The 20,333-nt window shown below is 72.5% G+C and carries 23 protein-coding genes; 14 read left to right on the top strand and 9 right to left on the bottom strand.

The annotated features are described in order from the left end of the window. The first annotated feature begins 1 nt into the window (after nt 1). On the top strand, nt 2–769 hold the full coding sequence (locus ACYVOM_RS11910; protein WP_460303355.1) for an enoyl-CoA hydratase/isomerase family protein: 768 nt from the start codon (nt 2–4) through the stop codon (nt 767–769). A gap of 70 nt (nt 770–839) precedes the next feature. Here the strand turns inward: ACYVOM_RS11910 and ACYVOM_RS11905 are convergent, their stop codons facing one another. Beyond that, on the bottom strand, nt 840–1,601 hold the full coding sequence (locus tag ACYVOM_RS11905) for an SDR family NAD(P)-dependent oxidoreductase (protein WP_460303354.1): 762 nt from the start codon (nt 1,599–1,601) through the stop codon (nt 840–842). Between the two features lie 119 nt (nt 1,602–1,720). On the opposite strand from ACYVOM_RS11905, the gene ACYVOM_RS11900 reads away from it, so the two are divergent. Further along, nucleotides 1,721–2,236, top strand: coding sequence for a hypothetical protein (locus tag ACYVOM_RS11900; RefSeq protein ID WP_460303353.1), 516 nt, complete (start codon nt 1,721–1,723; stop codon nt 2,234–2,236). 4 nt (nt 2,237–2,240) lie between these two features. Here the strand turns inward: ACYVOM_RS11900 and ACYVOM_RS11895 are convergent, their stop codons facing one another. After that, complete coding sequence (locus ACYVOM_RS11895) at nt 2,241–2,804, bottom strand: TetR/AcrR family transcriptional regulator (RefSeq protein WP_460303352.1); 564 nt, start codon at nt 2,802–2,804, stop codon at nt 2,241–2,243. A gap of 68 nt (nt 2,805–2,872) precedes the next feature. On the opposite strand from ACYVOM_RS11895, the gene ACYVOM_RS11890 reads away from it, so the two are divergent. After that, on the top strand, nt 2,873–3,370 hold the full coding sequence (locus ACYVOM_RS11890; RefSeq protein WP_460303351.1) for an FBP domain-containing protein: 498 nt from the start codon (nt 2,873–2,875) through the stop codon (nt 3,368–3,370). 32 nt (nt 3,371–3,402) lie between these two features. On the opposite strand, the gene ACYVOM_RS11885 is transcribed toward ACYVOM_RS11890, so the two are convergent. Then, nucleotides 3,403–3,711 (bottom strand): hypothetical protein, encoded by a 309-nt coding sequence (locus tag ACYVOM_RS11885; protein WP_460303350.1) that lies wholly within the window; start codon nt 3,709–3,711, stop codon nt 3,403–3,405. Nucleotides 3,712–3,801: 90 nt separating this feature from the next. Between ACYVOM_RS11885 and ACYVOM_RS11880 the strand changes: the two genes are divergently transcribed. Both ACYVOM_RS11880 and ACYVOM_RS11875 read left to right on the top strand, forming a co-directional pair. After that, nucleotides 3,802–4,593: a metallophosphoesterase family protein gene (locus ACYVOM_RS11880; protein ID WP_460303349.1), complete on the top strand. Its 792-nt coding sequence runs from the start codon at nt 3,802–3,804 to the stop codon at nt 4,591–4,593. A 50-nt stretch (nt 4,594–4,643) separates the two neighbouring features. After that, nucleotides 4,644–5,069, top strand: coding sequence for a glutaredoxin domain-containing protein (locus ACYVOM_RS11875; protein ID WP_460303348.1), 426 nt, complete (start codon nt 4,644–4,646; stop codon nt 5,067–5,069). Nucleotides 5,070–5,087: 18 nt separating this feature from the next. On the opposite strand, the gene ACYVOM_RS11870 is transcribed toward ACYVOM_RS11875, so the two are convergent. From ACYVOM_RS11870 to ACYVOM_RS11860, 3 genes are read right to left on the bottom strand one after another with little or no spacing between them, the layout of a single operon-like run. Beyond that, a complete protein-coding gene (locus ACYVOM_RS11870) occupies nt 5,088–5,660 on the bottom strand; it encodes a dihydrofolate reductase family protein (protein WP_460303347.1) in 573 nt (190 codons plus the stop codon). A gap of 29 nt (nt 5,661–5,689) precedes the next feature. Continuing rightward, on the bottom strand, nt 5,690–6,421 hold the full coding sequence (locus tag ACYVOM_RS11865) for an SRPBCC family protein (protein WP_460303346.1): 732 nt from the start codon (nt 6,419–6,421) through the stop codon (nt 5,690–5,692). Further along, the gene (locus tag ACYVOM_RS11860; protein WP_460303345.1) at nt 6,418–7,086 is read right to left on the bottom strand and encodes an ArsR/SmtB family transcription factor; all 669 of its coding nucleotides are present in this window, start codon (nt 7,084–7,086) and stop codon (nt 6,418–6,420) included. The genes ACYVOM_RS11865 and ACYVOM_RS11860 overlap by 4 nt, the downstream gene beginning before the upstream one ends. Before the next feature lie 134 nt (nt 7,087–7,220). Here ACYVOM_RS11860 and ACYVOM_RS11855 point away from each other — a divergent pair, with 134 nt between their 5' ends. Genes ACYVOM_RS11855 through meaB form a run of 3 tightly spaced genes read left to right on the top strand, consistent with a single transcriptional unit; the run spans nt 7,221 to nt 10,730 of the window. After that, nucleotides 7,221–8,648: a class I adenylate-forming enzyme family protein gene (locus tag ACYVOM_RS11855; RefSeq protein ID WP_460303344.1), complete on the top strand. Its 1,428-nt coding sequence runs from the start codon at nt 7,221–7,223 to the stop codon at nt 8,646–8,648. After that, the gene (locus ACYVOM_RS11850) at nt 8,641–9,780 is read left to right on the top strand and encodes a thiolase family protein (RefSeq protein WP_460303343.1); all 1,140 of its coding nucleotides are present in this window, start codon (nt 8,641–8,643) and stop codon (nt 9,778–9,780) included. Before ACYVOM_RS11855 ends, ACYVOM_RS11850 begins: the two co-directional genes overlap by 8 nt. After that, complete coding sequence (gene meaB, locus ACYVOM_RS11845) at nt 9,777–10,730, top strand: methylmalonyl Co-A mutase-associated GTPase MeaB (RefSeq protein ID WP_460303342.1); 954 nt, start codon at nt 9,777–9,779, stop codon at nt 10,728–10,730. The genes ACYVOM_RS11850 and meaB overlap by 4 nt, the downstream gene beginning before the upstream one ends. A 223-nt stretch (nt 10,731–10,953) precedes the next feature. Here the strand turns inward: meaB and ACYVOM_RS11840 are convergent, their stop codons facing one another. Next, nucleotides 10,954–11,538 (bottom strand): 3'-5' exonuclease, encoded by a 585-nt coding sequence (locus ACYVOM_RS11840; RefSeq protein WP_460303341.1) that lies wholly within the window; start codon nt 11,536–11,538, stop codon nt 10,954–10,956. Between the two features lie 343 nt (nt 11,539–11,881). Here ACYVOM_RS11840 and ACYVOM_RS11835 point away from each other — a divergent pair, with 343 nt between their 5' ends. After that, complete coding sequence (locus ACYVOM_RS11835) at nt 11,882–12,097, top strand: hypothetical protein (RefSeq protein ID WP_460303340.1); 216 nt, start codon at nt 11,882–11,884, stop codon at nt 12,095–12,097. A 48-nt stretch (nt 12,098–12,145) separates the two neighbouring features. Here ACYVOM_RS11835 and ACYVOM_RS11830 read toward each other — a convergent pair whose 3' ends face one another. After that, complete coding sequence (locus ACYVOM_RS11830; RefSeq protein ID WP_460303339.1) at nt 12,146–12,946, bottom strand: acyl-CoA thioesterase; 801 nt, start codon at nt 12,944–12,946, stop codon at nt 12,146–12,148. Nucleotides 12,947–13,101: 155 nt separating this feature from the next. Next, a complete protein-coding gene (locus ACYVOM_RS11825; RefSeq protein ID WP_460303338.1) occupies nt 13,102–13,779 on the bottom strand; it encodes a TetR/AcrR family transcriptional regulator in 678 nt (225 codons plus the stop codon). Nucleotides 13,780–13,916: 137 nt separating this feature from the next. Between ACYVOM_RS11825 and ACYVOM_RS11820 the strand changes: the two genes are divergently transcribed. From ACYVOM_RS11820 to ACYVOM_RS11800, 5 genes are all read left to right on the top strand, one after another. Beyond that, nucleotides 13,917–16,088: an acyl-CoA dehydrogenase gene (locus tag ACYVOM_RS11820; protein WP_460303337.1), complete on the top strand. Its 2,172-nt coding sequence runs from the start codon at nt 13,917–13,919 to the stop codon at nt 16,086–16,088. A gap of 10 nt (nt 16,089–16,098) precedes the next feature. Further along, entirely contained in the window at nt 16,099–16,884 is a 786-nt protein-coding gene (locus tag ACYVOM_RS11815; RefSeq protein ID WP_460303336.1) for an enoyl-CoA hydratase, read from the top strand. Nucleotides 16,885–16,978: 94 nt separating this feature from the next. Next, on the top strand, nt 16,979–18,175 hold the full coding sequence (locus ACYVOM_RS11810) for a PP2C family protein-serine/threonine phosphatase (protein ID WP_460303335.1): 1,197 nt from the start codon (nt 16,979–16,981) through the stop codon (nt 18,173–18,175). Between the two features lie 413 nt (nt 18,176–18,588). Next, nucleotides 18,589–19,416, top strand: a complete 828-nt coding sequence (locus tag ACYVOM_RS11805) for a peptidoglycan-binding domain-containing protein (RefSeq protein ID WP_460303334.1) — start codon at nt 18,589–18,591, stop codon at nt 19,414–19,416. Nucleotides 19,417–19,446: 30 nt separating this feature from the next. Further along, nucleotides 19,447–20,328 (top strand): peptidase inhibitor family I36 protein, encoded by an 882-nt coding sequence (locus ACYVOM_RS11800; protein WP_460303333.1) that lies wholly within the window; start codon nt 19,447–19,449, stop codon nt 20,326–20,328. Nucleotides 20,329–20,333 lie beyond the last annotated feature (5 nt).

Below are 20,333 nucleotides of genomic sequence, written 5' to 3'. Positions count from 1 at the left end.
CATGTACGACCTTCCGGAAGAGATCCAGGTCAGGGCCGAGGGCCCGCTCCGCTTCATCACCCTCAACCGGCCGGACGCGCTCAACGCCGTCAACGACGCCCTGCACAGCGGGCTCGCCAAGCTGTGGCCGCAGCTCTCGGAGGACCGCGACGCGCGCGCGGCGGTCCTCACCGGGGCCGGACGGGCGTTCTCGGCGGGCGGCGACTTCGCCTACCTCGCCGAGTTGAAGGACGACGCCGCGCTGCGCGCCAGGACGATCGCGCACGGCCGCGAGATCGTGCTCGGGATGGCCCGCTGCCGCGTCCCGGTGGTGACCGCGGTGAACGGGCCCGCCGTCGGGCTCGGATGCAGCCTGGTGGCGCTCAGCGACATCGTCTACATGGACGCCTCGGCCTACCTCGCCGACCCGCACGTCCAAGTGGGACTCGTCGCGGCGGACGGCGGGCCCTTGACGTGGCCGCTGCACACGAGCCTTCTGCACGCCAAGGAGTACGCGCTCACGGGGGCCCGTATCTCCGCGGAGCGGGCGGTCGCGATGGGGCTGGCCAACCATGTCGTCGAGGACGCGTTGAAGGAGGCGACTTCTACGGCCGAGCGTATGGCGACCCTGCCCCGCCAGGCCGTCGAGTCCACCAAGCGGCTGCTCAACCTTCACCTGGAGAGGGCCGTCCTCAACACGCTCGACTACGCGATGACGTCGGAGGAGCAGTCCTTCCAGACCGAGGACTTCGCCGCCATCGTGACCCGGCTGAACGCCAAGAAGGGCTGACCCGCGCGCCTGCCGCGGGCAAGGACCGCCGGAGGGCTCGGACGCGCCGAGCCGGGCCCTCCGGCACCGGCTACCTGGGCGGGAAGCGCAGGGCGCCGTCGAGGCGGACGACCTCGCCGTTCAGGTAGTCGTTCTCCAAGAGGTGCTGGACGAGCGCGGCGTACTCGGGGGACCGGCCCATCCGGCGCGGGTGCGGGACCTGCGGGCCCCAGTAGGCCTCCAGCTTGTCTCCGGCCTTCCCGTACGCGGGCGTGAGGAACGTGCCGGGGGCGATCGTGGTGACGCGGATGCCCAGCGGGGACAGGTCGCGGGCCGCCACGAGCGTCATGCTGACGACGCCGCCCTTGGCCGCCGCGTACGGGAGCTGCCCTACCTGTCCCTCGTACGCCGCGATGGACGCCGTGTTGACGATGACGCCCCGGGACCCGTCGATAGGCTCCTGCTTCCCTATCGCGGCGGCCGACAGCCGCATCACGTTGAAGACCGCGGTCAGGTAGAACTCCAGCGTCCTGCGGAACCCGTCGAGGTCGAGGGGCTCCCCGTCCTTGCCGATGAGCCTTCCGCCCGAGGCGGGCCCGCCGTGCGCGTCCACCGAGAACCGGAACGGCGCGAGCGCGTTCGCCTCGGCGATCGCCGCCTTCACGTCCTCCTCGGACGTCGCGTCCGTCCGCACGTACCGGACGCCGAGTTCGTCTTCGAGCGCCTTGCCCTTCTCGTCGGCGAGGTCCGCGACGACCACCTCGGCCCCCGCGGCCCGCAGCCGCCGCACGGTCGCCTCCCCGAGCCCGCCCGCGCCGCCGACCACCAGCGCCGAACTCCCCGAGATCTCCATAAGGGTTTCCTCCTCGCGTAAGTAAGGCTCTACCAAATTGAGAGCCACATTCTCATGCAGGCGCACGGCACGACAAGCCGCCCCGGGTTTCGGGACGCGCCGCGAGGGCGATGGGAGGGATGGGCAAGATCACGGAGGTGCGCATGGGCCACGACGCCCGGGCCTGGGCCGACTTCGCCGCGGCCGTCATGGCCGCGTCCGGTGCGCTGAGCGGTCTCCTGATCGTCGCCGTGACCATCAACATCGACCGGATCCTCGCCTACCCGGGGCTGTCGGCCCGCGCCGCGGCGACCCTGATCCTCTTCGCCTCGCCCCTGGTCTTCTGCGCCCTCGTCCTGACGCCCGCCCAGCCCCGCTGGGCCCTGGCCGCCGAACTCGTCGCCGCGGGCGTCCTCCTCGGCTGGGCTCTCACCTCCGCCCACGCCCGCGCGGCCCGCGCCCCCGACCTCCGCGACCGCAGCCGTCCCCTGCGCGCCGTCTCCACCGCCCTGTGCGCCGGCTCCCTCATCCTCGCCGGCGCGACCCTCCCCCTGCACACCGCCGGCGGCCTCTACTGGCTGCTCCCCTGCGTCCTCACCTCCTTCACCGCGGGCCTCCTCACCACCTGGGTCCTCCTCGTGGAGATCCTCCGCTGACGGCTCAGGGGGTGGCGGCGAGGGCGTTGTGGAGGGCGGTGAGGGTCCAGGTCCAGGAGGAGGCCGTCGGGCGTTGGGTGTGGCTGAAGGCGCCGGTGAGTTCGAGGGTGATGTAGCCGTGGAGGGCGGCGCCCAGGAAGCGGATGGCGTCGGTCTGGGCGGGCTCGGAGAGGGGGTAGGCGCGCAGGAGGGAGCGGGTGAGGGCGGAGTGGCGGGGGGCGGCGCTGGCCAGGGCGGTCTCGGGGTCTAGGTCGAACCGGGTGGCGGCGTAGCGGCCGGGGTGGGCGTGGGCGTAGTCGCGGTAGGCGTTGGCGAAGGCGAAGAGCGCGTCCTTCCCGGCCCGGCCGGCCAGGGCCTCGGCAGCGCGGTCGGCCAGCTCCTCCAGGGCCAGGAGGGCGACGCGGGTCTTGAGGTCGTGGGCGCTGGAGATGTGCGCGTAAAGGCTCGGGTCCTTGACGCCGAGCCTGCGGGCGACCGCCGAGACCGTCAGATGCTCGAAGCCGACCTCGTCCGCCAGGTCGGCGGCGGCCCTGGTCAGACCGTCGAGGGTGATGCCCGACCGCGCCATGCGACCTCCCGGACTAGATGAATTAATGTTTTGCCTAATTCTATTAGTTGCGGGTAGCCTCGCGAAACATGCGACACCTTTCCGAAGCGGAGATCCGCGCCTCGTTCGTCAACTGCTCCAAGGGCGAGGCCAAGCGGATCGACGTGCCTCACGACCTCGCCGAGCGCCCGTGGGACGACCTGGACTTCTTCGGCTGGCGCGATCCCGGCGCGCCCGACCGCGGCTACCTCGTCATCGAGCAGCCGGGCGGCCTTGTGGGCGTGGCCTTGCGCGCCGCCCCTTCGGCCTCCCGCGGCTTCACCTCCCGCGGCATGTGCTCGGTGTGCCTGACCGTCCACTCGAGCGGCGGCACCTCCCTCATGACCGCCCGCCGGACGGGCGAGGCGGGCCGCCTCGGCAACACCGTCGGCCTCTACTTCTGCGCCGACCTGGCCTGCCCGCTCTACGTCCGCGGCAAGCGGCGGACGAAGGCCGCCCAGGGCCTCGACGAGACCCTCACCGTCGAGGAGAAGATCATCCGCGCCGAAGCCAATCTCGCCGCCTTCCTCGCGAAGGTCACCGCCTGAGGGGCCTCACCGCCTGAGGGGCCCGCGACCGCTCAGCGGGGCCCGCGCCCTGCGTCGTCCGCGGGCCTGCCGTTCGCCATCCGCACCTCGGCGAGCAGCAGCAGCGCGCGGTCCCGCAGCGCCTCGAACTCCCCGTCGGTGTTCAGATCGAGCGCCCGGCTCGCCTCGAGTTCGTCGACGAGCAGGGCGAGCGCCCCGGCGAAGCGGCCGGTCGGACCGTCGAGGTGGATCTCCTCGCGGATCTCGACGAGCAGCATCTCCACCTCGTCGAGCATCCTGAGGTCGGCCCTGATCCGCAGCGCCTGCCGGACCACCCGCCACAGCCTTCGTCCTCGCCCCATCCACGCAGCATCCACCTTCGGCCCCCGAAGGGGAAGGGTCCGCAGCCCGTCGGCCCGCGATCCGGCCCACCGCCTGCCAGGATGTGAGACGTGAGCACGCCCGAGAAGATCCTGGTCGCGGGGGACTGGCACGGCAACGGCGCGTGGGCGCGCGACGTGATCCGCCGCCTGCCCGCGCTGCTCCCGGACGAGAGCCCGCGCCTCGTCCTGCACTGCGGCGACTTCGGCGTGTGGCCGGGCGGCGAGGAGTACCTGCGCGAGGTCGACACCGCGCTCGCCGAGGCCGACGCCGTCCTGGGGTTCGTCGACGGCAACCATGAGCAGTTCCCCGTCCTGCACGCCGCTCCCGAACTCGACGGCAGGGGCCGCGTCCGCGACAGGGTCTGGCACCTGCGCCGCGGCCACCGCTGGACGTGGCACGGCAGGACCTGGCTCGCCCTCGGCGGCGCCGTCACCCTCGACGCGGTGGCCCGGACCGAGGGCGAGACCTGGTGGCCGGAGGAGGAGATCACCGAGGCCGAGGCGGAGGCCGTCCGCGCGGCGGGCCCCGCCGATGTGATGGTCACCCACGACTGCCCGCCCGCCGTCGGCCACGAGTGGGGCCCGCCCCCGTCCTGGTGGGCCCGCGCCGACGTCGACCGCAACGAGGCCCACCGCGCCCTCCTCCAGGCCGTCGTCGACGACATCAGGCCGTCCCATCTGATCCACGGCCACCTCCATCGCCCGTACCAGCGCACCGCCCCCATGCCCCACGGCCCCGTGTGCGTCACCGGCCTCGCGGCCGACGGGGACCCCGCCAACTGGTCGGTCCTGAACGTCAGGACCATGGACTGGTCGCCCGTCCCCGCGGACTCTCAGAGCCCTGTCACGCGCGGTTCGTAGCACGGGCGGCTTTGCGCGGTCGGGGAGTCATGTGCCAGCGTGGCCGTGTGATGCGCAGGTGGGGTTTCCTTCTGGGGCTGCTCGGGATGGCACTGGTCATCGGGGGAGTGCAGGCGGCGAAGGGGAACCACGGGGCCGCCGTCGCGTGGATCGTCGCTTATGCCGCGTTCGGCGCTCTGCTGTCGCCTCTGGCCTTCCCGCGTTCGGTCTCCGCCGCGGAGGCGCGGCGGCGCAGCGAGGGCGACGGCCGCCCCGTCGTGTACTGGCGTCCGGGCTGCCGCTACTGCCTGAGGCTGCGCCTCCGCCTGCTCGGCGTCGCCCGCCGGGCCCACTGGGTCGACATCTGGCGCGATCCCGAGGGCGCCGCCGCGGTCCGCGCCGTGACCGGCGGCGACGAGACCGTCCCCACCGTGATCCTGGCCGACCGCGCGCACGTCGACCCCGCCCCTTCCTGGCTCCGCCGAAACCTCACCTGAGCGGGGCCGCGGCGGCGCTCAGCGCACCACGTCGAAGACGTTCTTCTGGAGACCATTGGCGTAGGTCTCGTGCTCGACGAGCTTGAGGTGCTGGGTGTCCTTGTCGGTGGCGCTGAACAGGCGTTTGCCGGCGCCGAGGAGGAGCGGGAAGACGAGCAGGTGGTAGCGGTCGATGAGGCCGGCGTCGGAGAGGGCCTGGTTGAGGGCGGCGCTGCCGTGGACGATGATCGGGCCGCCTTCGGTCTCCTTGAGGGCGGCGACGTCGTCGAGGGAGCGGAGGATCGTGGTCGGACCCCAGTCGTCGACCAGCGCGTTCTCGGTGAGGGTCGTGGAGACGACGTATTTCGGCAGCGTCTTGTAGCGGGCGAAGTCCGCCATGTTCGGCCAGACCGGGCTGAAGGCCTCGTAGCTGACCCGTCCGAGGAGCATCGCGGTGGCCTCCTCCTGCTCCCGGCCCTTGATCTCGTAGGCCTCGGGGACGAACTCGATGTCCTTGAAGGTCCATCCGGAGTTGCGGTACTCGGGCTCGCCGCCCGGGGCCTCCACGACGCCGTCGAGGGAGATGAAGGCGGTGCTGATCAGGGTGCGCATCGGGGTTTCCTCGGTTTCTCGGGTGTCGGTCAGGTGAGCGTGCCGGTGAGCCAGCTCTGCCAGGCGGCCTCCGCGCCGGAGGCGTCCGGCGCGAACAGGTGGTGGAACATCAGGGCGACGCCGGGGAAGTGGTGGAAGGTGCACAGGGCGTCGGCGGTGCGTATCCCGAAGCGCTCGGCGTCGGCCCAGACGACCTCGCCGTCCAGAGGCGGCAGGCCCTCGGGCGCGGCGTGGACGGGCGTGCCCACCGCGAGTTCGGCCGGGAGCCCCAGCGCGCGGGTGAGGGCGGCCCTGACGTCCTGGGCCGGGTCCGTCTGCGCGAAGGCGAAGACGGGGACGCCGACGCGGCCGGGGAAGTGCGCCAGGTACTCGTGGAGCGTGTGGAGGTGGAAGGGCCAGCCGCGGCGCAGCGCGTCGTACTCGTCCTCCCAGTCGTCGCCGAGCAGGCCGCTGTGGACGACGCGCAGGACCGTGCTGCCGCCCTCCCGGCCCTCGATGAGGTACTCGAAGGCCATGAACCTGCCGTCCTCGGCCTCCGCACTCCGGAGGGCGAACCGGCGGCCGGGCTCGAACGCGGTGACGACCGCCTCCTCCCGGTTCCCGCCGGTCTCCATCACCGTGACGCCGCCCTCGCGCGGCTCCACCTCGTTGCGGCCCATGAACCACGAGTCGATGCCCGGTCCGGTGGCGATCGCGTCCCAGACCTGCTCCGGACTCGCGGGAAGGGTCGTCTCCAGCTCGATCTCGAACGGGTGCGTCATCGTCGGTCGTCCTGTTCTGCGTCGGTCTCGGGCGCGGTCCGCCCGGCCGCGTCGGTCTCGGTCTCGGTGTCGTGCTGCGCGGGCGGGGCCGCGGGGATCTGGTGCAGGCCGACGACCACCCGGTGGGCGCGCCCGCCCGGCGCGGACTCGTCGTGGTAGCGGCTGACGAGCGCGGCGACGGTCCGGGCGAGCTCGTCGGCGAAGGCGGTCCGGTCGGCGGCGGAGGCGAAGCGCACCTCGGCGTCGATGCCGAAGGAGGCGACCCGCCGCCGTGCCTTGGCCGCGCCCGTCAGCAGCATGCCGACCTCCTGCACCAGCCGCGATCCCAGCGCGAGCAGCCAGCGCGCTGACAGCTGGTCGGGCGACCTCGACGGATCAGGGCTCACCGCACCCAGCGCGCTGGGCGAGATCACGTACGACGCGGCCGTGGCCCGGTACACCCGCTCGGTGACGTTGCCCTTGCGCCGCTCCTCGACGAGCTCGACCAGCCCGTGCCGCTCCAGCTCCTTCAGGTGGTAGTTCACCTTCTGCCGCGGCAGCCCCAGCCTCCCGGCCAGCATCGCCGCCGACCCCGGCTCGGCGAGCGCGGCCAGCACGCGGGCCCGCAGGGGCGCCAGCGACGCCTCGGCCGCCGCGGGTTCTTCGATCACCGCCACTTCCAACATGCCCCCAGGATGCATCCGACAATAAATTTTGTCAAGACAAGGGATATTGTCGGTGGCCGCGCACCGGCCTGCCGGGAGGACTCTTGCAAGTAGGTCTCTTCATGGGTGAGAATCTGACTCTCATGAACATAAACATGATTCTCGAAATGGCGGCGGCTGCCGGGGATCGGGCGGCGCTGACCGCGAACGGGCGGACGCTGACGGCCGCGGAGCTGGTGCGGCTCACCCAGGCGGCGGCTGAGAGGTTCCGGCGGTATCCGGCCGTCCTGTACCTCGGGGCCAACCACCTGGCCTACCCGGTGGCGCTCTTCGGCGCGGCCCGCGCGGGGGTGCCGTTCGTGCCGCTCAACTACCGGCTGAGCGACCAGCAGATCGCGGCGCTCCTCGACAAGCACGACGGGGCCCTGGTGCTCCGGCCCGAGGACCTCGACGGCTTCGTCGCCGGACTCGACGCCGTCGCCCTGCCCGACGAGCCCGCCCCCGTGCCCGACGACCGCGACGCGGTGGCCGTCGTCCTCTACACGAGCGGCACCACGGCGGCCCCCAAGGCCGCGCTGCTCCGCCACAAGCACCTGCTCGCCTACGTGCTCAACACGCTGGAGTTCGCCTCCGCCGGCGAGGGCGACGCCGCGCTCGTCGCCGTCCCGCCGTACCACATCGCGGGCCTCGCCAACCTGATCTCCAACCTCTACACGGGCCGCCGCGTGGTCTACCTGCCCGCGTTCGACGCCGCCGAGTGGCTCGCGACGGTCCGCCGCGAGAAGGTCACCCACGCCCTCGTCGTGCCGACGATGCTGGCCCGGATCGTCGCGGAGGTCGAAGGCGACGACGCCGCTACACCCACCCTGCGCAACCTCGCCTACGGCGGTGCCCGGACCCCGCGCCCTGTGCTGGAAAGGGCGCTCGCCGTCTTCCCCGACACAGGGTTCGTCAACGCCTACGGGCTCACCGAGACCGCGTCGTCCATCGCCGTCCTGGGCCCCAACGACCACCGCAAGGCCATCGCCGCCACCGACCCCGCCCACCGCGAACGGCTCGGCTCCGTCGGCAGGGCCGTGCCCGGCGTCGAGTTCCAGGTCCGCGACGAGGACGGCAAGGTCCTCCCCGCCGGGGAGACGGGCCTCGTCTTCGCCCGCGGAGAGCAGGTGTCCGGGGAGTACGGCGGCCACAGCGCGCTGGACGCCGGCGGCTGGTTCCCCACCCGCGACCGCGGCCGGCTCGACGAGGACGGCTACCTCTTCATCGAGGGCCGCGCCGACGACACCATCATCCGCGGCGGGGAGAACGTCGCCCCCGCCGAGATCGAGGACGTCATCCTCACCCACCCCGGCATCACCGAGGCCGCCGTCATCGGCGTCGCCGACCCCGAGTGGGGGCAGCGGATCGTCGCGGTCGTCGTCGGCGAGGCCGACCCCGAGGAGATCCGCGCCCACGTGCGCGAGCGGCTCCGCTCGTCGAAGACGCCCGACACCATCGTCTTCCGCGACGCGCTGCCCAAGACCGACACCGGAAAGCTGCTACGCCGCACCCTCGTGGCGGAACTGGAGACGTCCCATGCCTGAAGCCGTGATCGTCGAAGCCCTGCGCACCCCCATCGGCACCTCGTTCAAGGGCTCCCTGCGCGACGTGGACGCGTTCGCGCTCGCCGACCGGATCGTCTCGGCCGCCGCGGCGAAACTCGACCCGGGCGCGATCGACGACGTCATCCTCGGCGAGGGCCTGTACGGCGGCGGCGTCGTCGCCCGGCACGCCGCCGTGACGGCCGGGCTCCGAGACGTGCCGGGTCTCGCCCTCAACCGGCACTGCGCGGCGGGCCTGTCGTCGGTGCAGATGGCCGCCGCGAGCATCCGCGCCGGCATGGACGAGCTGATCATCGCGGGCGGCGTCAACAGCATGTCGACGTCGCCGCGCGGCTACCGCGTCGTGGGGGAGGAGCGGGTCGACTGGAACTCGCCCACCCACCCGAACCGCCCGGACGCCCCCAACCGGGACATGTCCATCACCGTAGGGTGGAACGCCGCCCAGCGCGCGGGCGTCACCCGCGAAGAGATGGACGCGTGGGCGCTGCGCTCGCACCGGAACGCGCTCCGCGCCATCGACGAAGGCCGCTTCGCCGACGAGATCGTGCCGGTCGAGACCCCACGCGGCCTGTTCGAGACCGACGAGCACCCGCGCCGCGACACGACCCTGGAGAGGCTCGCCTCGCTGAAGCCGCTGCACCCCGAGATCGAGGGGTTCAGCATCACCGCGGGCAACGCGTCCGGGGTGAACGACGCCGCCGCCGCGCTCGTCGTCGCGAGCAGCAGCCTGGGGCTGCCCGCCCTCGCGACGATCCGGTCGTGGGCGTCCGTCGGCGTCGACCCGGCCGAGACGGGCCTCGCCCCGGTCAAGGCGATCCCGAAGGCCCTCGCCCGCGCCGGCCTCACCCCCGGCGACGTCGACCTCTTCGAGATCAACGAGGCGTTCGCGTCGATGTGCGTCGCGACGATCTCGCTCCTCGGCCTCGACCCCGAGCGCGTCAACGTGAGCGGCAGCGGCTGCGGCCTCGGCCACCCCGTCGCCGCCACAGGCTCCCGCATGCTCGTCACCCTCGTGCACGAGCTCCGCCGCCGCGGCGGCGGCATCGGCGTCGCCGCCATGTGCGCGGGTGGCGGCATGGGCTCCGCCGCCGTCATCGAGGTCCCCGCCCCGTGACCGAGAACCGTCCCGCGGCGGGGGCGCCGGACGGGCGGCGCGCACGGCTGGGAGGCGCGCGCGCCGCCTCGACGGACCCGGCGGTCCTGCTCAAGGCCGCGCGCGACGGTTCGGTGCGGGCGACGGGAAGGCTGCTGACCCTCGTCGAGGGCGACGCCCGCGACGAGGTCCTCGCCGCGCTCCCCGCCGACGCCGCGGGCCCCCGCGTCGTCGGCGTGACGGGCCCGCCGGGCGCGGGCAAGTCGACCACGGTGGCCGCCCTCGTGGCGGCCTACCGCGCCCGCGGCCTGCGCGTCGCCGTCCTGGCGGTCGACCCGTCGTCCCCGTTCAGCGGCGGCGCCCTCCTCGGCGACCGCATCCGCATGGCCGAGCACACGACGGACCCCGGCGTCCTCATCCGCTCGGTCGCCGCGCGAGGCCACCTCGGCGGCCTCTCCGCGGCGGTCCCCGCCGCGATCCGCGTCCTGGCCGCCCTCTCCTACGACCTGGTCCTCCTGGAGACGGTCGGCGTGGGCCAGTCCGAGATCGAGATCGCCGCGGTCGCGAACCCGGCCGTCGTGATCCTGGCCCCCGGCGCGGGCGACGCCGTCCAGGCCGCGAAGGCGGGCCTCCTGGAGGTGGCCGACCTCCTGGTGGTCAACAAGGCCGACCGCGAAGGCGCCGACCAGACCGTCCGCGACCTCCACATCGAGACCGAACTGCCCATCCTGAAGCTCGTCGCCTCCCGGGCCGAAGGCGTCCCCGCCCTCATGGAGGCCATCGACTCCCACCACCGCAGCGCCGACCCGGCCCGTGCCGCGGCCCGCGCCGCCACCCAGCTCCTCGCCCTCGCCCAGACCCGCCTCCGCACCCATCCCGACCTCCCCTGGCTGGCCTCCGCCGTGGCCTCCGGCGACCTGGACCCCTACGCCGCCGTGAAACTCCTCTTCCAGAGCAACACCTCCCCCTGACCCGGGTCCGGCGCCGGACCGAGATCCCGGCCCCGGTGGACGTCCTTCACCGCGCGGTCGGCGACCCATGGGCTCGCGGGTGGCCGACGCGGCTCGGCCTCGGCTTCGCAACGGCCTGAGCAACCGGTTGGTCTCCTGGACCGCGCAGAGGAGGGCCCCTGCGTGACTCGGCGCTGTCCGGCGGCGTCGTGTCGCCGGACGTTCGCCGTCGTCGGCGGGGCGGCTAGTTCAGCGCGCGGGACAGGCGGGGCGGGGCGGGGCGCTGGGCGGGGATCGTGAGCGCGGGGACGGGCTGGCCGGAAGGCGCCGGGTGGGTGGTGAGGAGGTGCCGGAAGAGCTGGGCGGTGGCGAGGGTGTCGGCGAGGGCGGCGTGCGCGCCGGTGTAGGGGATGCCCAGCTCGTAGCAGCAGTCGGGGAGTTTGAAGGTGGGGCCGGCGAGGGTGCGGCGGGCCAGTTTCAGGGTGCAGACGCCCTCGGCGATCTGCGGGGCGGGCAGGCCCGCGGCGTGGAGTTGGGCCGTCAGGAAGCGGGCGTCGAAGGGGAGGTTGTGGGCGACGACGACCCGGCCTGCGAGCATGGAGCGGATCTGGGCTGAGATGTCCTGGAACATCGGGGCGTCGCGGACCATCGCGGGGGTGATGCGGTGGACGTGGGTGCCCGAGACCGGTCCGCGCGGGCGGACGAGGGTGTCCCACGAGGCGGTGACGGTTCCGGCCGCGTCGGTCTGCGCGATCGCGACCTCGACGATCTCACCGGCGGACGGCGTGAACCCCGTCGTCTCGACATCCACCACGGCGTACCCGCGCACGCGTTCTCCCTCGAACGGCCCATCCCGGTGAGGCCACGCCGCACCCGGGCGCGGGCCTCTGGTCACGCGAGAATCTACGCTCGGTGACCGCCGCCCGCCCCGCGCCGTTCCGGGCCGTGATGACAGCGTTAGACATGAGGCCCCTGACACCCGCTACATCAAGGACATTCGCGTCAAAGCGCTCGCGATGCCGCCCGATGGGCCCGCGCCAGGACGGCGGACCAACGCGGGTTCGGCCGCGGCGGGTGTGGCCGGTCGGGGTCACGGCCCTGCCGGTGGCGGGCGCTCGGCGGGATGATCTGCGGTCAAGCGTCGGCGACGACGTCGACGGGTCGCGGGGAGCGTGCGTTTGAGGTCTAAGGGCAGGAAGAATCCTGCGTGCCGGATCAGCCCCGAGAAGCTGTGGTTCCGTGATCGGATCGCCGCGGAACTCGCGCTCGCCGCACTGCAGCGGCCGAACGGCGGCTGGGAGCGCCGGGAGAAGGCGATCAGCAGCGTCTACCGCTGCCCGTCCTGCCGCGGCTGGCATCTGACGAGCAGGAGCCGCCGCGGCAGGTGAGCGCCCCCGCCTCGGCGCGCGCGGTGCGGGAAGCGCGAGGGGAGGGGCTCAGGCGTGGAAGCGGACCATGGACTCCTGGGCGTAGGAGGCGATGAGGGTGCCGTCGGAGGTGAGGACGTCGCCGCGGCCGTAGGTGCGGGCGTGGGCGAGGATCGGGCTGTGCTGGCGCAGGAGGAGCCAGGAGGCCGAGGGCACAGGGCGGTGGAACCAGAGGGTGTGGGAGGTGACGGCTGAGGTGAAGGCCTTGCCCGCGTCCTGCTGGGAGACGCCCGCTACGGGGCGCAGAGCCGTGCCGATGAGGGTGAGGTCGGTGGCGTAGGCGAGCAGGGCCGGCGCGTACGCGGGCTCGGTGGCGGGCGTGCGCGTCCAGAGTTCGTACTCGGGGGCCTCGGACCCGGCGGTGTCGAGGTCGGTGGTCGCGCGGGTCTCCCACGGGATGAGGTCGAGCTTGACGGTCTGGTCCGCGCCGGGCACGGCCGGGGCCTCGGCGACGGTCTGGAGCGCGCGGCCCTCCTCGACGGCGTGCAGCGAGGCTGACGCGGTCGCGATGACGCCCCGGGACTGGACGGCGTTCAGCGTCAGCGTCGCGAACGACGATCCCGCGTGGTGGACGGTCGCCTCGTAGCGGACGGGTTCGTCGGCGTGTCCGGCGCGGGGAAAGAGGGTGTGCAGCGATTTGAGCGCTTTATCCGGGCAGGTCAGTTCGGCGGCGCGGACGAACTGCGCGAGGAGCTGCCCGCCGAACAACCGGTGGTAGGTCAGCGCCTGGTTGCGGCCCTCGAAGGAGCCGTCCTCGGCGGGGCCGGTGAGTTCCAGGCAGCCGAGGAGGTCGGTCCACAGATCGGTCACGGCGTTCGCCTTCCACCCGAGGGTCGGCCGCGTCGGGACCGGCCGTCGGGGAGTCAGTGGGGTGGTCGATCAGCCCACTGTAAGGCACGCTCTATGAATCTGAGAATGGCGTTCTCGGGTCGGCTCCGTCGCCGGGTCGAGTTCGCCCCGACGCCCTAGTGCGCGGCGAAGCCCCCCGCGCAGAAGTCCCACACCTCTTCGGCCGTGACCGGGTGCTGGGTGTGGTCGTCCTCGGAGCCGTTGGACTGGGCGATGAACATGACGGTCTGCATCGTCAGCGCCGCCGCCCGGCGCGGCGTGATGAACTCGCGCAGCGCGCCCGCCTCGGCGGCGGCGTCCATCAGCTCGGTGAAGAGCGCGAGCAGCGGGGCGTGCGCGATCTTCACCTCGGCCGGGTGGGACACGAGGAGCTGCGGGGCGAAGTCGGTGAACAGGGGGCGCTGGGCGACGGGGTCGGGGCGGCAGAGCTCGAAGAGCAGCTCGACCGCGACGCGGACGCGCTCCAGCGGCTCCGGCAGGCCGGTCGAGGCGGCCCGGATCTGGTCGGCGGCGCGGCGGAGCGCGTCCTCGAACAGCGCGAGCAGCAGCTCGTGCTTGCCGTCGAAGTGCTGGTAGAAGCTGCGCAGGGACTGCCGGGAACGATCCACGACCTCCTGCACGGTGAAGTCGGTGGTGCCCTTCTCGGTGATGATCGCCTGGGCGGCGTCGAGGAAGCGCTCCACCCTCTGCTCGGCGCGGAGCTTGGCGGCCTTGGTGGAGCGCTCGACCGCGCGCTGCTTCCATGCCGGCTCTTCACTCGGGCTGCTCACGGGCGGGTCCGTCTTCTGGGCCATAGGAGAACCTTACTGCACGGCTTTGGCACGTCGCCTTATTGACGTCGCGGGATAGGGGTTGGTTCCGGCGAGACTCTTACTTTCATTCTAAGAGAATGTTATTCTCCGCCGGAAGCCGAGCGAAACCCGGAGGTCCGATGCTGCTCGAGTTCGACGCCGACCAGCGGCTGTGGCAGGACACCGTCCGCGGTGTCGTCGCCAAGGAGTGCCCGCCCGCGCTCGTCCGTGCGGTCGTCGACGACGGGGCCGATTCCGGCCCCCCCTGGCGCGCCTACACCGGACTCGGCTGGACCGAACTGACAGAACAGGCCGAAGCCGTCGAACTCGGAATCGTCTTGGAGGAACTGGGCGCGGCCTGCGACCCCACCCCCTACCTCGCCACCATGACCTGGTTCGCCCCGCTCGCCGGGGAGGCCCCCACGGACGGAGCACCGGGCACCGCGGTCTTCGACGGCGTCACCGCCGCGCCCGATGGCGACGGATGGCTCTTGGACGGCACCGCCCGCAACGTCCTCGACGGGGATCGCGCAGCCGAGATCGCGGTGGTGACCGACGCGGGGGTGTTCGTCGTCCCCGCGTCCGCGGTGGAGGCCCGTCCGGTGCCCGTGTTCGACCCCGGCCTGCACTTCGCCGACCTCGTCTTCGAGGGCGTCCGCGTCACCGGGGCCGAGCGCCGCGCCGCCGACCCCGCCGCCGCCCTCGACCTGGCGCGCACCGGCCTGGCCCTCACCATGGTCGGCGCCTGCCGCCGCGTCCTCGACCTCGTGCTCGCGCACGTCCGCGACCGGCGCCAGTTCGGCGTGCCGATCGGCTCGTTCCAGGCCGTCAAGCACAAGGCCGCCGACATGCACGTCGCGATCGAGCGCGCCAGGGCCCTCGCCTACTACGCGGCCCGCACCGTCGCGGACGGCGACCCGCGCCGCCCGCTCGCCGCCGCGATGGCCAAGGCCGCCGCGGGCGAATGCCAGTCCCTGGTCTTCCGGCACGGCCTCCAGCTGTTCGGCGGCATGGGCTACACGTGGGAGAACGACCTCCAGTTCGCGCTCAAGCGCGCCAAGGCGGGAGAACTGCTGCTGGGCGGCGCGGCCGAGCACCGCGCGTTCATCGCCGCCGCGCCCTCCGGTGAGGGGTCCATCCGGCTCACCTTCGACGCCGAGGTCGAGGCGTTCCGCGCGGAGTTCGCCGCCTTCCTCGACGCCCACCTGCCGTCCGAGGCCGACGCCGCCGAGCGCCCGAACTCGACCGCGCACATCCCCGACTGGGCCCGCCCCTGGCAGCGCAGGCTGTTCGACGCAGGCTGGCTGCTGCCCGGCAACAGCCCCGAGTTCGGCGGCCGGAACGCCGGCATCATCCAGCAGTACGTCCATCTGGAGGAGCTGGCGCGCCGCCGGATCTACCACAGCTTCAACCCGCAGGGCCTCGGCATCATCGCCGCGTCCCTGCTGTCGTTCGGCACGCCCGAGCAGAAGCGCCGCTGGGCCGTCCCGATCCTGCGCGCGGAGATCACCGCCGCGCTCGGCATGAGCGAGCCCGAGGCCGGCTCCGACCTCGCGGGCCTGCGCACCCGGGCCGTCCTGGACGGCGAGGAGTTCGTGGTGAACGGGCAGAAGGTGTGGACGTCCGGCGCGCACGACGCCGACGTGATCCTCGCCTTCGTCCGCACCGACCCCAAGGCGCCCAAGCACAAGGGCATCAGCGTCCTCGTCGTCCCGACCGACACCCCCGGCGTCACCCGCCGCCCCTTCGGCTCCATCGCCGGACGCGCCGACCTCGACTTCAACGAGGTCTTCTTCGAGAACGCGCGGGTGCCGAAGGAGAACCTCGTCGGCCCGCTGAACGACGGCTGGCGGGTCGCGAACGGCTCACTGGGGCATGAACGCACCCTTCTGTGGCTGAGCTTCGCCGACCGGCTCGAAGACCTCGTCCGCGACTTCGAGCCCGTGACGCCGCTCGACCGCGACAGGTTCGCCACCCTCGTCATGGACGCCCACGCGCTGCGCCTCATGGGCTCGACGGCCCTGGCGAAGGCCGCGCGCGGCGACCAGGACGTGGCGGCCCTGTCGGTCCTGAAGGTGTTCGGCTCCGAGGCGGTCCAGTCCGCCTCGGAGGCCGCCCTGGACTCCGCGGGCGGCGCCGCGCTCGCCCACCCCGCGTGGACCGCCCCGTTCGCCCCGCTGAACCTCGACGAGTTCTCCGCCGGCTGGTTCGAGCGCTATGTCCGGAGCTTCTCCGGCACGATCGCGGGCGGCACCTCGGAGATCCAGCGCACGATCATCGCCGAGCGCGTGCTCGGCCTCCCGAGAGCCTGAGGAGCCCTCCATGGCATTCATCGACTACGAGGTCGCCGACAGGATCGCGACCATCACCCTGAACCGCCCTGAAGCGGCCAACGCCCAGAACATGCAGTTCCTTGACGAGCTCGACGCGGCCTTCGCCCAGGGCGCGTCGGACGAGGACGTCGCCGTCATCATCCTGCGCGCGAACGGCAAGCACTTCTCCGCGGGCCACGACCTGAACGACCGCTGGCCCTCCCCGGACGAGATCACCCTGGAGTGGATCTACAACGCCGAGACCCGCCGCTACCTCGAATACACCCTCCGCTGGCGGGGCATCCCCAAGCCGACGATCGCCGCGGTGCAGGGCCGCTGCATCGCGGGCGGCCTGCTCCTGTGCTGGCCGTGCGACCTCATCCTCGCCTCCGACGACGCCCTCTTCTCCGATCCCGTCGTCACGATGGGCATCGGCGGCGTCGAGTACCACGGCCACACGTGGGAGCTGGGCGCGCGCAAGGCCAAGGAGATCCTCTTCACCGGCCGCCCCCTCACCGCGGAAGAGGCCGAGAAGACCGGCATGGTCACCCGGGTCGTCCCGCGCGCCGACCTCGACGCCGAGACCCGCGCCCTCGCCGCCCAGATCGCCGAGATGCCGTCGTTCGGCCTCCGCCAGGCCAAGCGCGCCGTCAACCAGACCCTCGACGTCCAGGGCTTCTACGCCGCGATCCAGTCGGTCTTCGACGTTCACCAGACCGGCCACGGCAACGCGCTCAGTGTCGGCGGCTACCCCATCCTCGTGAAGCTCGACGAGATGAAGCGGAAGCTGAAGTGAGGTAACGGCGTGATCCGCGATTTCCCCGCGCGAGGTGCCGCCCCGCCGGAAAACGGGTAGGGGCGCGGGAACGGGCGGCCGCGGGGGGAGACGGGTGGAGGACGGACACGGTCTCGAACGGATGCTGACGGGCCTGCTCGACGCGAGCCACAGGGTGTCGTTCGAGCAGCTTCCTTCGGTGGTCTCGGCGCACGCCCGCCTCGCGGGCCTGGACGAGGTGCTCATCTACCTCGTCGACCTGCGCCAGCGGGTGCTGCGCCCGATCACCTCCGCGGGCGAGGACGCCGAGGTACGCGTCGAGGGCACGATGGGCGGCCGGGCGTTCCAGGAGCTGCGCGTCCTCACGACCAAGCCGGACGCCCCGGCCCAGTACTCCTGGGTCCCGCTCCTGGACGGCACCGAGCGCCTCGGCGTCATGCGGGTCCGCACGGCGGGTCCGGCCGAAGAGCCGCAGCTCGGGCGGATGCGCCACCTCGCCTCGCTGGTCGCGCTGATGCTGGTCAGCACCCGCCCCTACAGCGACTCCTACGCCCGCCTCGTGCGCACCGAGCGGATGAACGTGGCCGCCGAGATGGAATGGAACCTGCTGCCGCCGCTGACTTTCGCGGGCGACCGGGTGGCGATCGGCGCCGTCGTCGAGCCCGCCTACGAGGTCGGCGGCGACGCGTTCGACTACGCGACGGCCGGCGACACCGTCCACCTCGCGGTCTTCGACGCGATGGGCCACGACGTCGCGGCGGGGCTCGCGGCGAACCTCGCGATCGCGGCCTGCCGCAACCAGCGCCGCCACGGCGTCCCGCTGGCCGAGCTCACGCAGGGCATCGAGGCGGTCCTCCTGTCGGAGTTCGGTGAGGACGCCAGGTCGGTCACCGCGATCATGGCCGAGCTCGACACCGTCACCGGCCGCTTCACCTGGGTCAACCGCGGCCACCACCCGCCGGTGGTGATCCGGCACGGCCGCTGGATCACCACGCTGTCCTGCCCGCCCTCCCACCCCATCGGCATGGACCTGGGCCTGCCGGTGTCCCTGTGCGTCGAGCAGCTGGAGCCGGGCGACCGCGTCCTGCTCTACACCGACGGCATCATCGAGGCCCGCGACCGCCAGGGCCGCGAGTTCGGCCTCGAGCGCTTCGTCGACTTCGTCATCCGCCACACCGCCGACGGCCTCCCCATCCCCGAGACCCTCCGCCGCCTCATCTCCGCCCTCCTCACCCACCACGCCCAGCCCCTCCAAGACGACGCCACAGTCCTCCTCCTCGACTGGCACGGCCCGTCCTCGACGGCCGACTAGCCCCGTCCGACTCGGCGGTCCGGCCGGCCCGCGGCCCGCCCGGCGATGGAGGGGGCTCGGTCTAGGGCGAGCAGTTCCGCCAGGAAGGCCCCGTCCTTCGCCGCGATGGGGGCGACCGAGCACCCCCGTGGGTGATCTCGAGAGGGACCAGCACGCGGAACTCGACGGCGCGATCGCCCCATTCCCGCTCCGCGCCTTTCAAGATCGGATCCCCGCGGCGTTCTCCAGAAGTGCAGACCTGTTCGGCGGTTCTGTCATCACCACAGTTCAGGCACGGTTGACAGAACTGAATTGCGCGCTGAACAGGCTGACAACGGCAACTCCTTGTGGATCACCCGGGCCGTTGCCGACAGTTGATCCAGGCCGCGGCACCGTCCCCGGCCGTTTCCCGAAGCGCCGCGATCAGGAGAACCATGAAGTCGCCCTCACCGGCCGCCCTCGCGGTCGCCGCCCTGCTCGGTCCGCTCCTCGGAGCGTTCCCGACGGCGGCGTCCGCGGCACTGCCCACCGTCAACATGGAGGCCACGGTCAAGGCCGCCCAGATCGACCCGCGCCGGGCCGACAGCACCCTGACGCCCGGCGCGAAGGCGAGCGTGCTCCTCGTCGAGCAGGCGCTGCGCGACCGGGGCCTCCTGGCCGCGCAGTGGGTCGACGGCTACTTCGGCACCCTGACGGTCACCGCCTACGCCCAGTACCAGCAGTCGCTCGGCTACACCGGGCTCGACGCGAACGGCCTGCCCGGCAAGACGTCGCTCACCGCGCTCGGGAGCGGGCGCTTCACCGTCACCGCGGTCCTCCAGCCGGGCGCCAAGGTGATCGTGGACGCCCTCACCGTCAACACCCGCACCCAGAACATGCTGGCGAAGGCCGAACAGCTCCTCGGCGTCGACCTCGTACTGGAGCAGGGTTCCTACAACCCCGGCGGCGACCCCACGTCGGCCGGCACCCACGACGGCGGCGGCGTGGTCGACATCTCCGTCCAGGGGCTGACGACCGCCGCCCGCACCCAGGCCGTCACCGCGTTGCGCCGGGTCGGCTTCGCCGCCTGGCTCCGCAGCCCCGCCCAGGGCGACTGGCCGTGGCACATCCACGCCGTCGCCATCAGCGACACCGACCTGTCCACCCAGGCCCAGCACCAGGCCGGCGACTACTACCTAGGCCTCAACGGGCTCGCCGGACGCGGCCCCGACGACGGCCCCCAGGTGGAGATCCGAACCTGGGAGGAATACCAGCGCCTCTGAACCCCCGCCACTCTCATCTCGGAGAAGACCATGAAAACCCCCCGCAAGCTCCTCTCCACCGTCACCGCCCTGTTCGCCGTCGGGCTGGGCGTCGTCGTCACCGCCACGCCCGCCCTCGCCGACGCCCGCAACGGCGTCTGCGAGGACGGCGAGTTCTGCTACTACTACAACAGCGACAACGCCGGGTCGGTCTCGGACTTCACCAGCTCCCTCGGCAACTACGGCACGACCCAGCCCGACTGCTACGAGTTCAAGGGCGCGGGCGCCGGCCAGGGCCAGTGCATCAAGAACGACGCAGCCTCGGTCTGGAACCGCAGCGACCAGACCGTCACGGTCTACTTCAACAGCAACTACGCGGGCTCGTCCCAGTCGTTCGCGCCCGGGGCCAAGGGAAACCTGAACGCCACCCTGAAGAACAACAACGCCTCGCACCAGTTCGGCGCGGCGACCACCAGCCTGTCCCACGGGCTCTACCAGGCGAGCGGCGGCGGCATCAGCTGCCCGTTCGACGGCTACACCAGCACCCCCGGACGCCACGAGGGCATCGACATCGCCCGCAGCGTCGGCTCCGACGTCCACGCCCTGGTCAGCGGCACCGTCACCCGCGTCACCTACGGCGCGAACGGCAGCGGCAGCCTGTCCACCATCGCCATCTACAACGCCACGCTCGACAAGACGATCATCTACCTGCACACCGCCCCGCGGACCCTGTCGGTCGGCCAGTCGATCAGCAAGGGCCAGACCATCGCCGACGAGGCGTGGCGCGGCGTCAGCTCCAGCGGCGCGGCGCACACCCACGTGGAGATGCGCTACGGCCGCCAGACCGCCGCTTCGGTGAGCGTCGGCGACCCCGTGCTCGACAACCCGAACCCGTACTCGTTCTGGCGCAGCCAGGGCTACAGCATCGCCTGACGACG

The sequence above is a fragment of the Actinocorallia aurea genome (assembly GCF_054783995.1).
This window is presented reverse-complemented; position numbering and strand designations above follow the sequence as displayed.

Bases quoted from the DNA above. Each gene is read 5' to 3' on its own strand.
- ACYVOM_RS11910 (WP_460303355.1), top strand. From the start codon at position 2: ATGTACGACCTTCCGGAAGAGATCCAGGTCAGGGCCGAGGGCCCGCTC.
- ACYVOM_RS11905 (WP_460303354.1), bottom strand. From the start codon at position 1,601: ATGGAGATCTCGGGGAGTTCGGCGCTGGTGGTCGGCGGCGCGGGCGGG.
- ACYVOM_RS11900 (WP_460303353.1), top strand. From the start codon at position 1,721: ATGGGCAAGATCACGGAGGTGCGCATGGGCCACGACGCCCGGGCCTGG.
- ACYVOM_RS11895 (WP_460303352.1), bottom strand. From the start codon at position 2,804: ATGGCGCGGTCGGGCATCACCCTCGACGGTCTGACCAGGGCCGCCGCC.
- ACYVOM_RS11890 (WP_460303351.1), top strand. From the start codon at position 2,873: ATGCGACACCTTTCCGAAGCGGAGATCCGCGCCTCGTTCGTCAACTGC.
- ACYVOM_RS11885 (WP_460303350.1), bottom strand. From the start codon at position 3,711: ATGGGGCGAGGACGAAGGCTGTGGCGGGTGGTCCGGCAGGCGCTGCGG.
- ACYVOM_RS11875 (WP_460303348.1), top strand. From the start codon at position 4,644: ATGCGCAGGTGGGGTTTCCTTCTGGGGCTGCTCGGGATGGCACTGGTC.
- ACYVOM_RS11870 (WP_460303347.1), bottom strand. From the start codon at position 5,660: ATGCGCACCCTGATCAGCACCGCCTTCATCTCCCTCGACGGCGTCGTG.
- ACYVOM_RS11865 (WP_460303346.1), bottom strand. From the start codon at position 6,421: ATGACGCACCCGTTCGAGATCGAGCTGGAGACGACCCTTCCCGCGAGT.
- ACYVOM_RS11860 (WP_460303345.1), bottom strand. From the start codon at position 7,086: ATGTTGGAAGTGGCGGTGATCGAAGAACCCGCGGCGGCCGAGGCGTCG.
- ACYVOM_RS11855 (WP_460303344.1), top strand. From the start codon at position 7,221: ATGATTCTCGAAATGGCGGCGGCTGCCGGGGATCGGGCGGCGCTGACC.
- ACYVOM_RS11850 (WP_460303343.1), top strand. From the start codon at position 8,641: ATGCCTGAAGCCGTGATCGTCGAAGCCCTGCGCACCCCCATCGGCACC.
- ACYVOM_RS11825 (WP_460303338.1), bottom strand. From the start codon at position 13,779: ATGGCCCAGAAGACGGACCCGCCCGTGAGCAGCCCGAGTGAAGAGCCG.
- ACYVOM_RS11820 (WP_460303337.1), top strand. From the start codon at position 13,917: ATGCTGCTCGAGTTCGACGCCGACCAGCGGCTGTGGCAGGACACCGTC.
- ACYVOM_RS11815 (WP_460303336.1), top strand. From the start codon at position 16,099: ATGGCATTCATCGACTACGAGGTCGCCGACAGGATCGCGACCATCACC.
- ACYVOM_RS11805 (WP_460303334.1), top strand. From the start codon at position 18,589: ATGAAGTCGCCCTCACCGGCCGCCCTCGCGGTCGCCGCCCTGCTCGGT.
- ACYVOM_RS11800 (WP_460303333.1), top strand. From the start codon at position 19,447: ATGAAAACCCCCCGCAAGCTCCTCTCCACCGTCACCGCCCTGTTCGCC.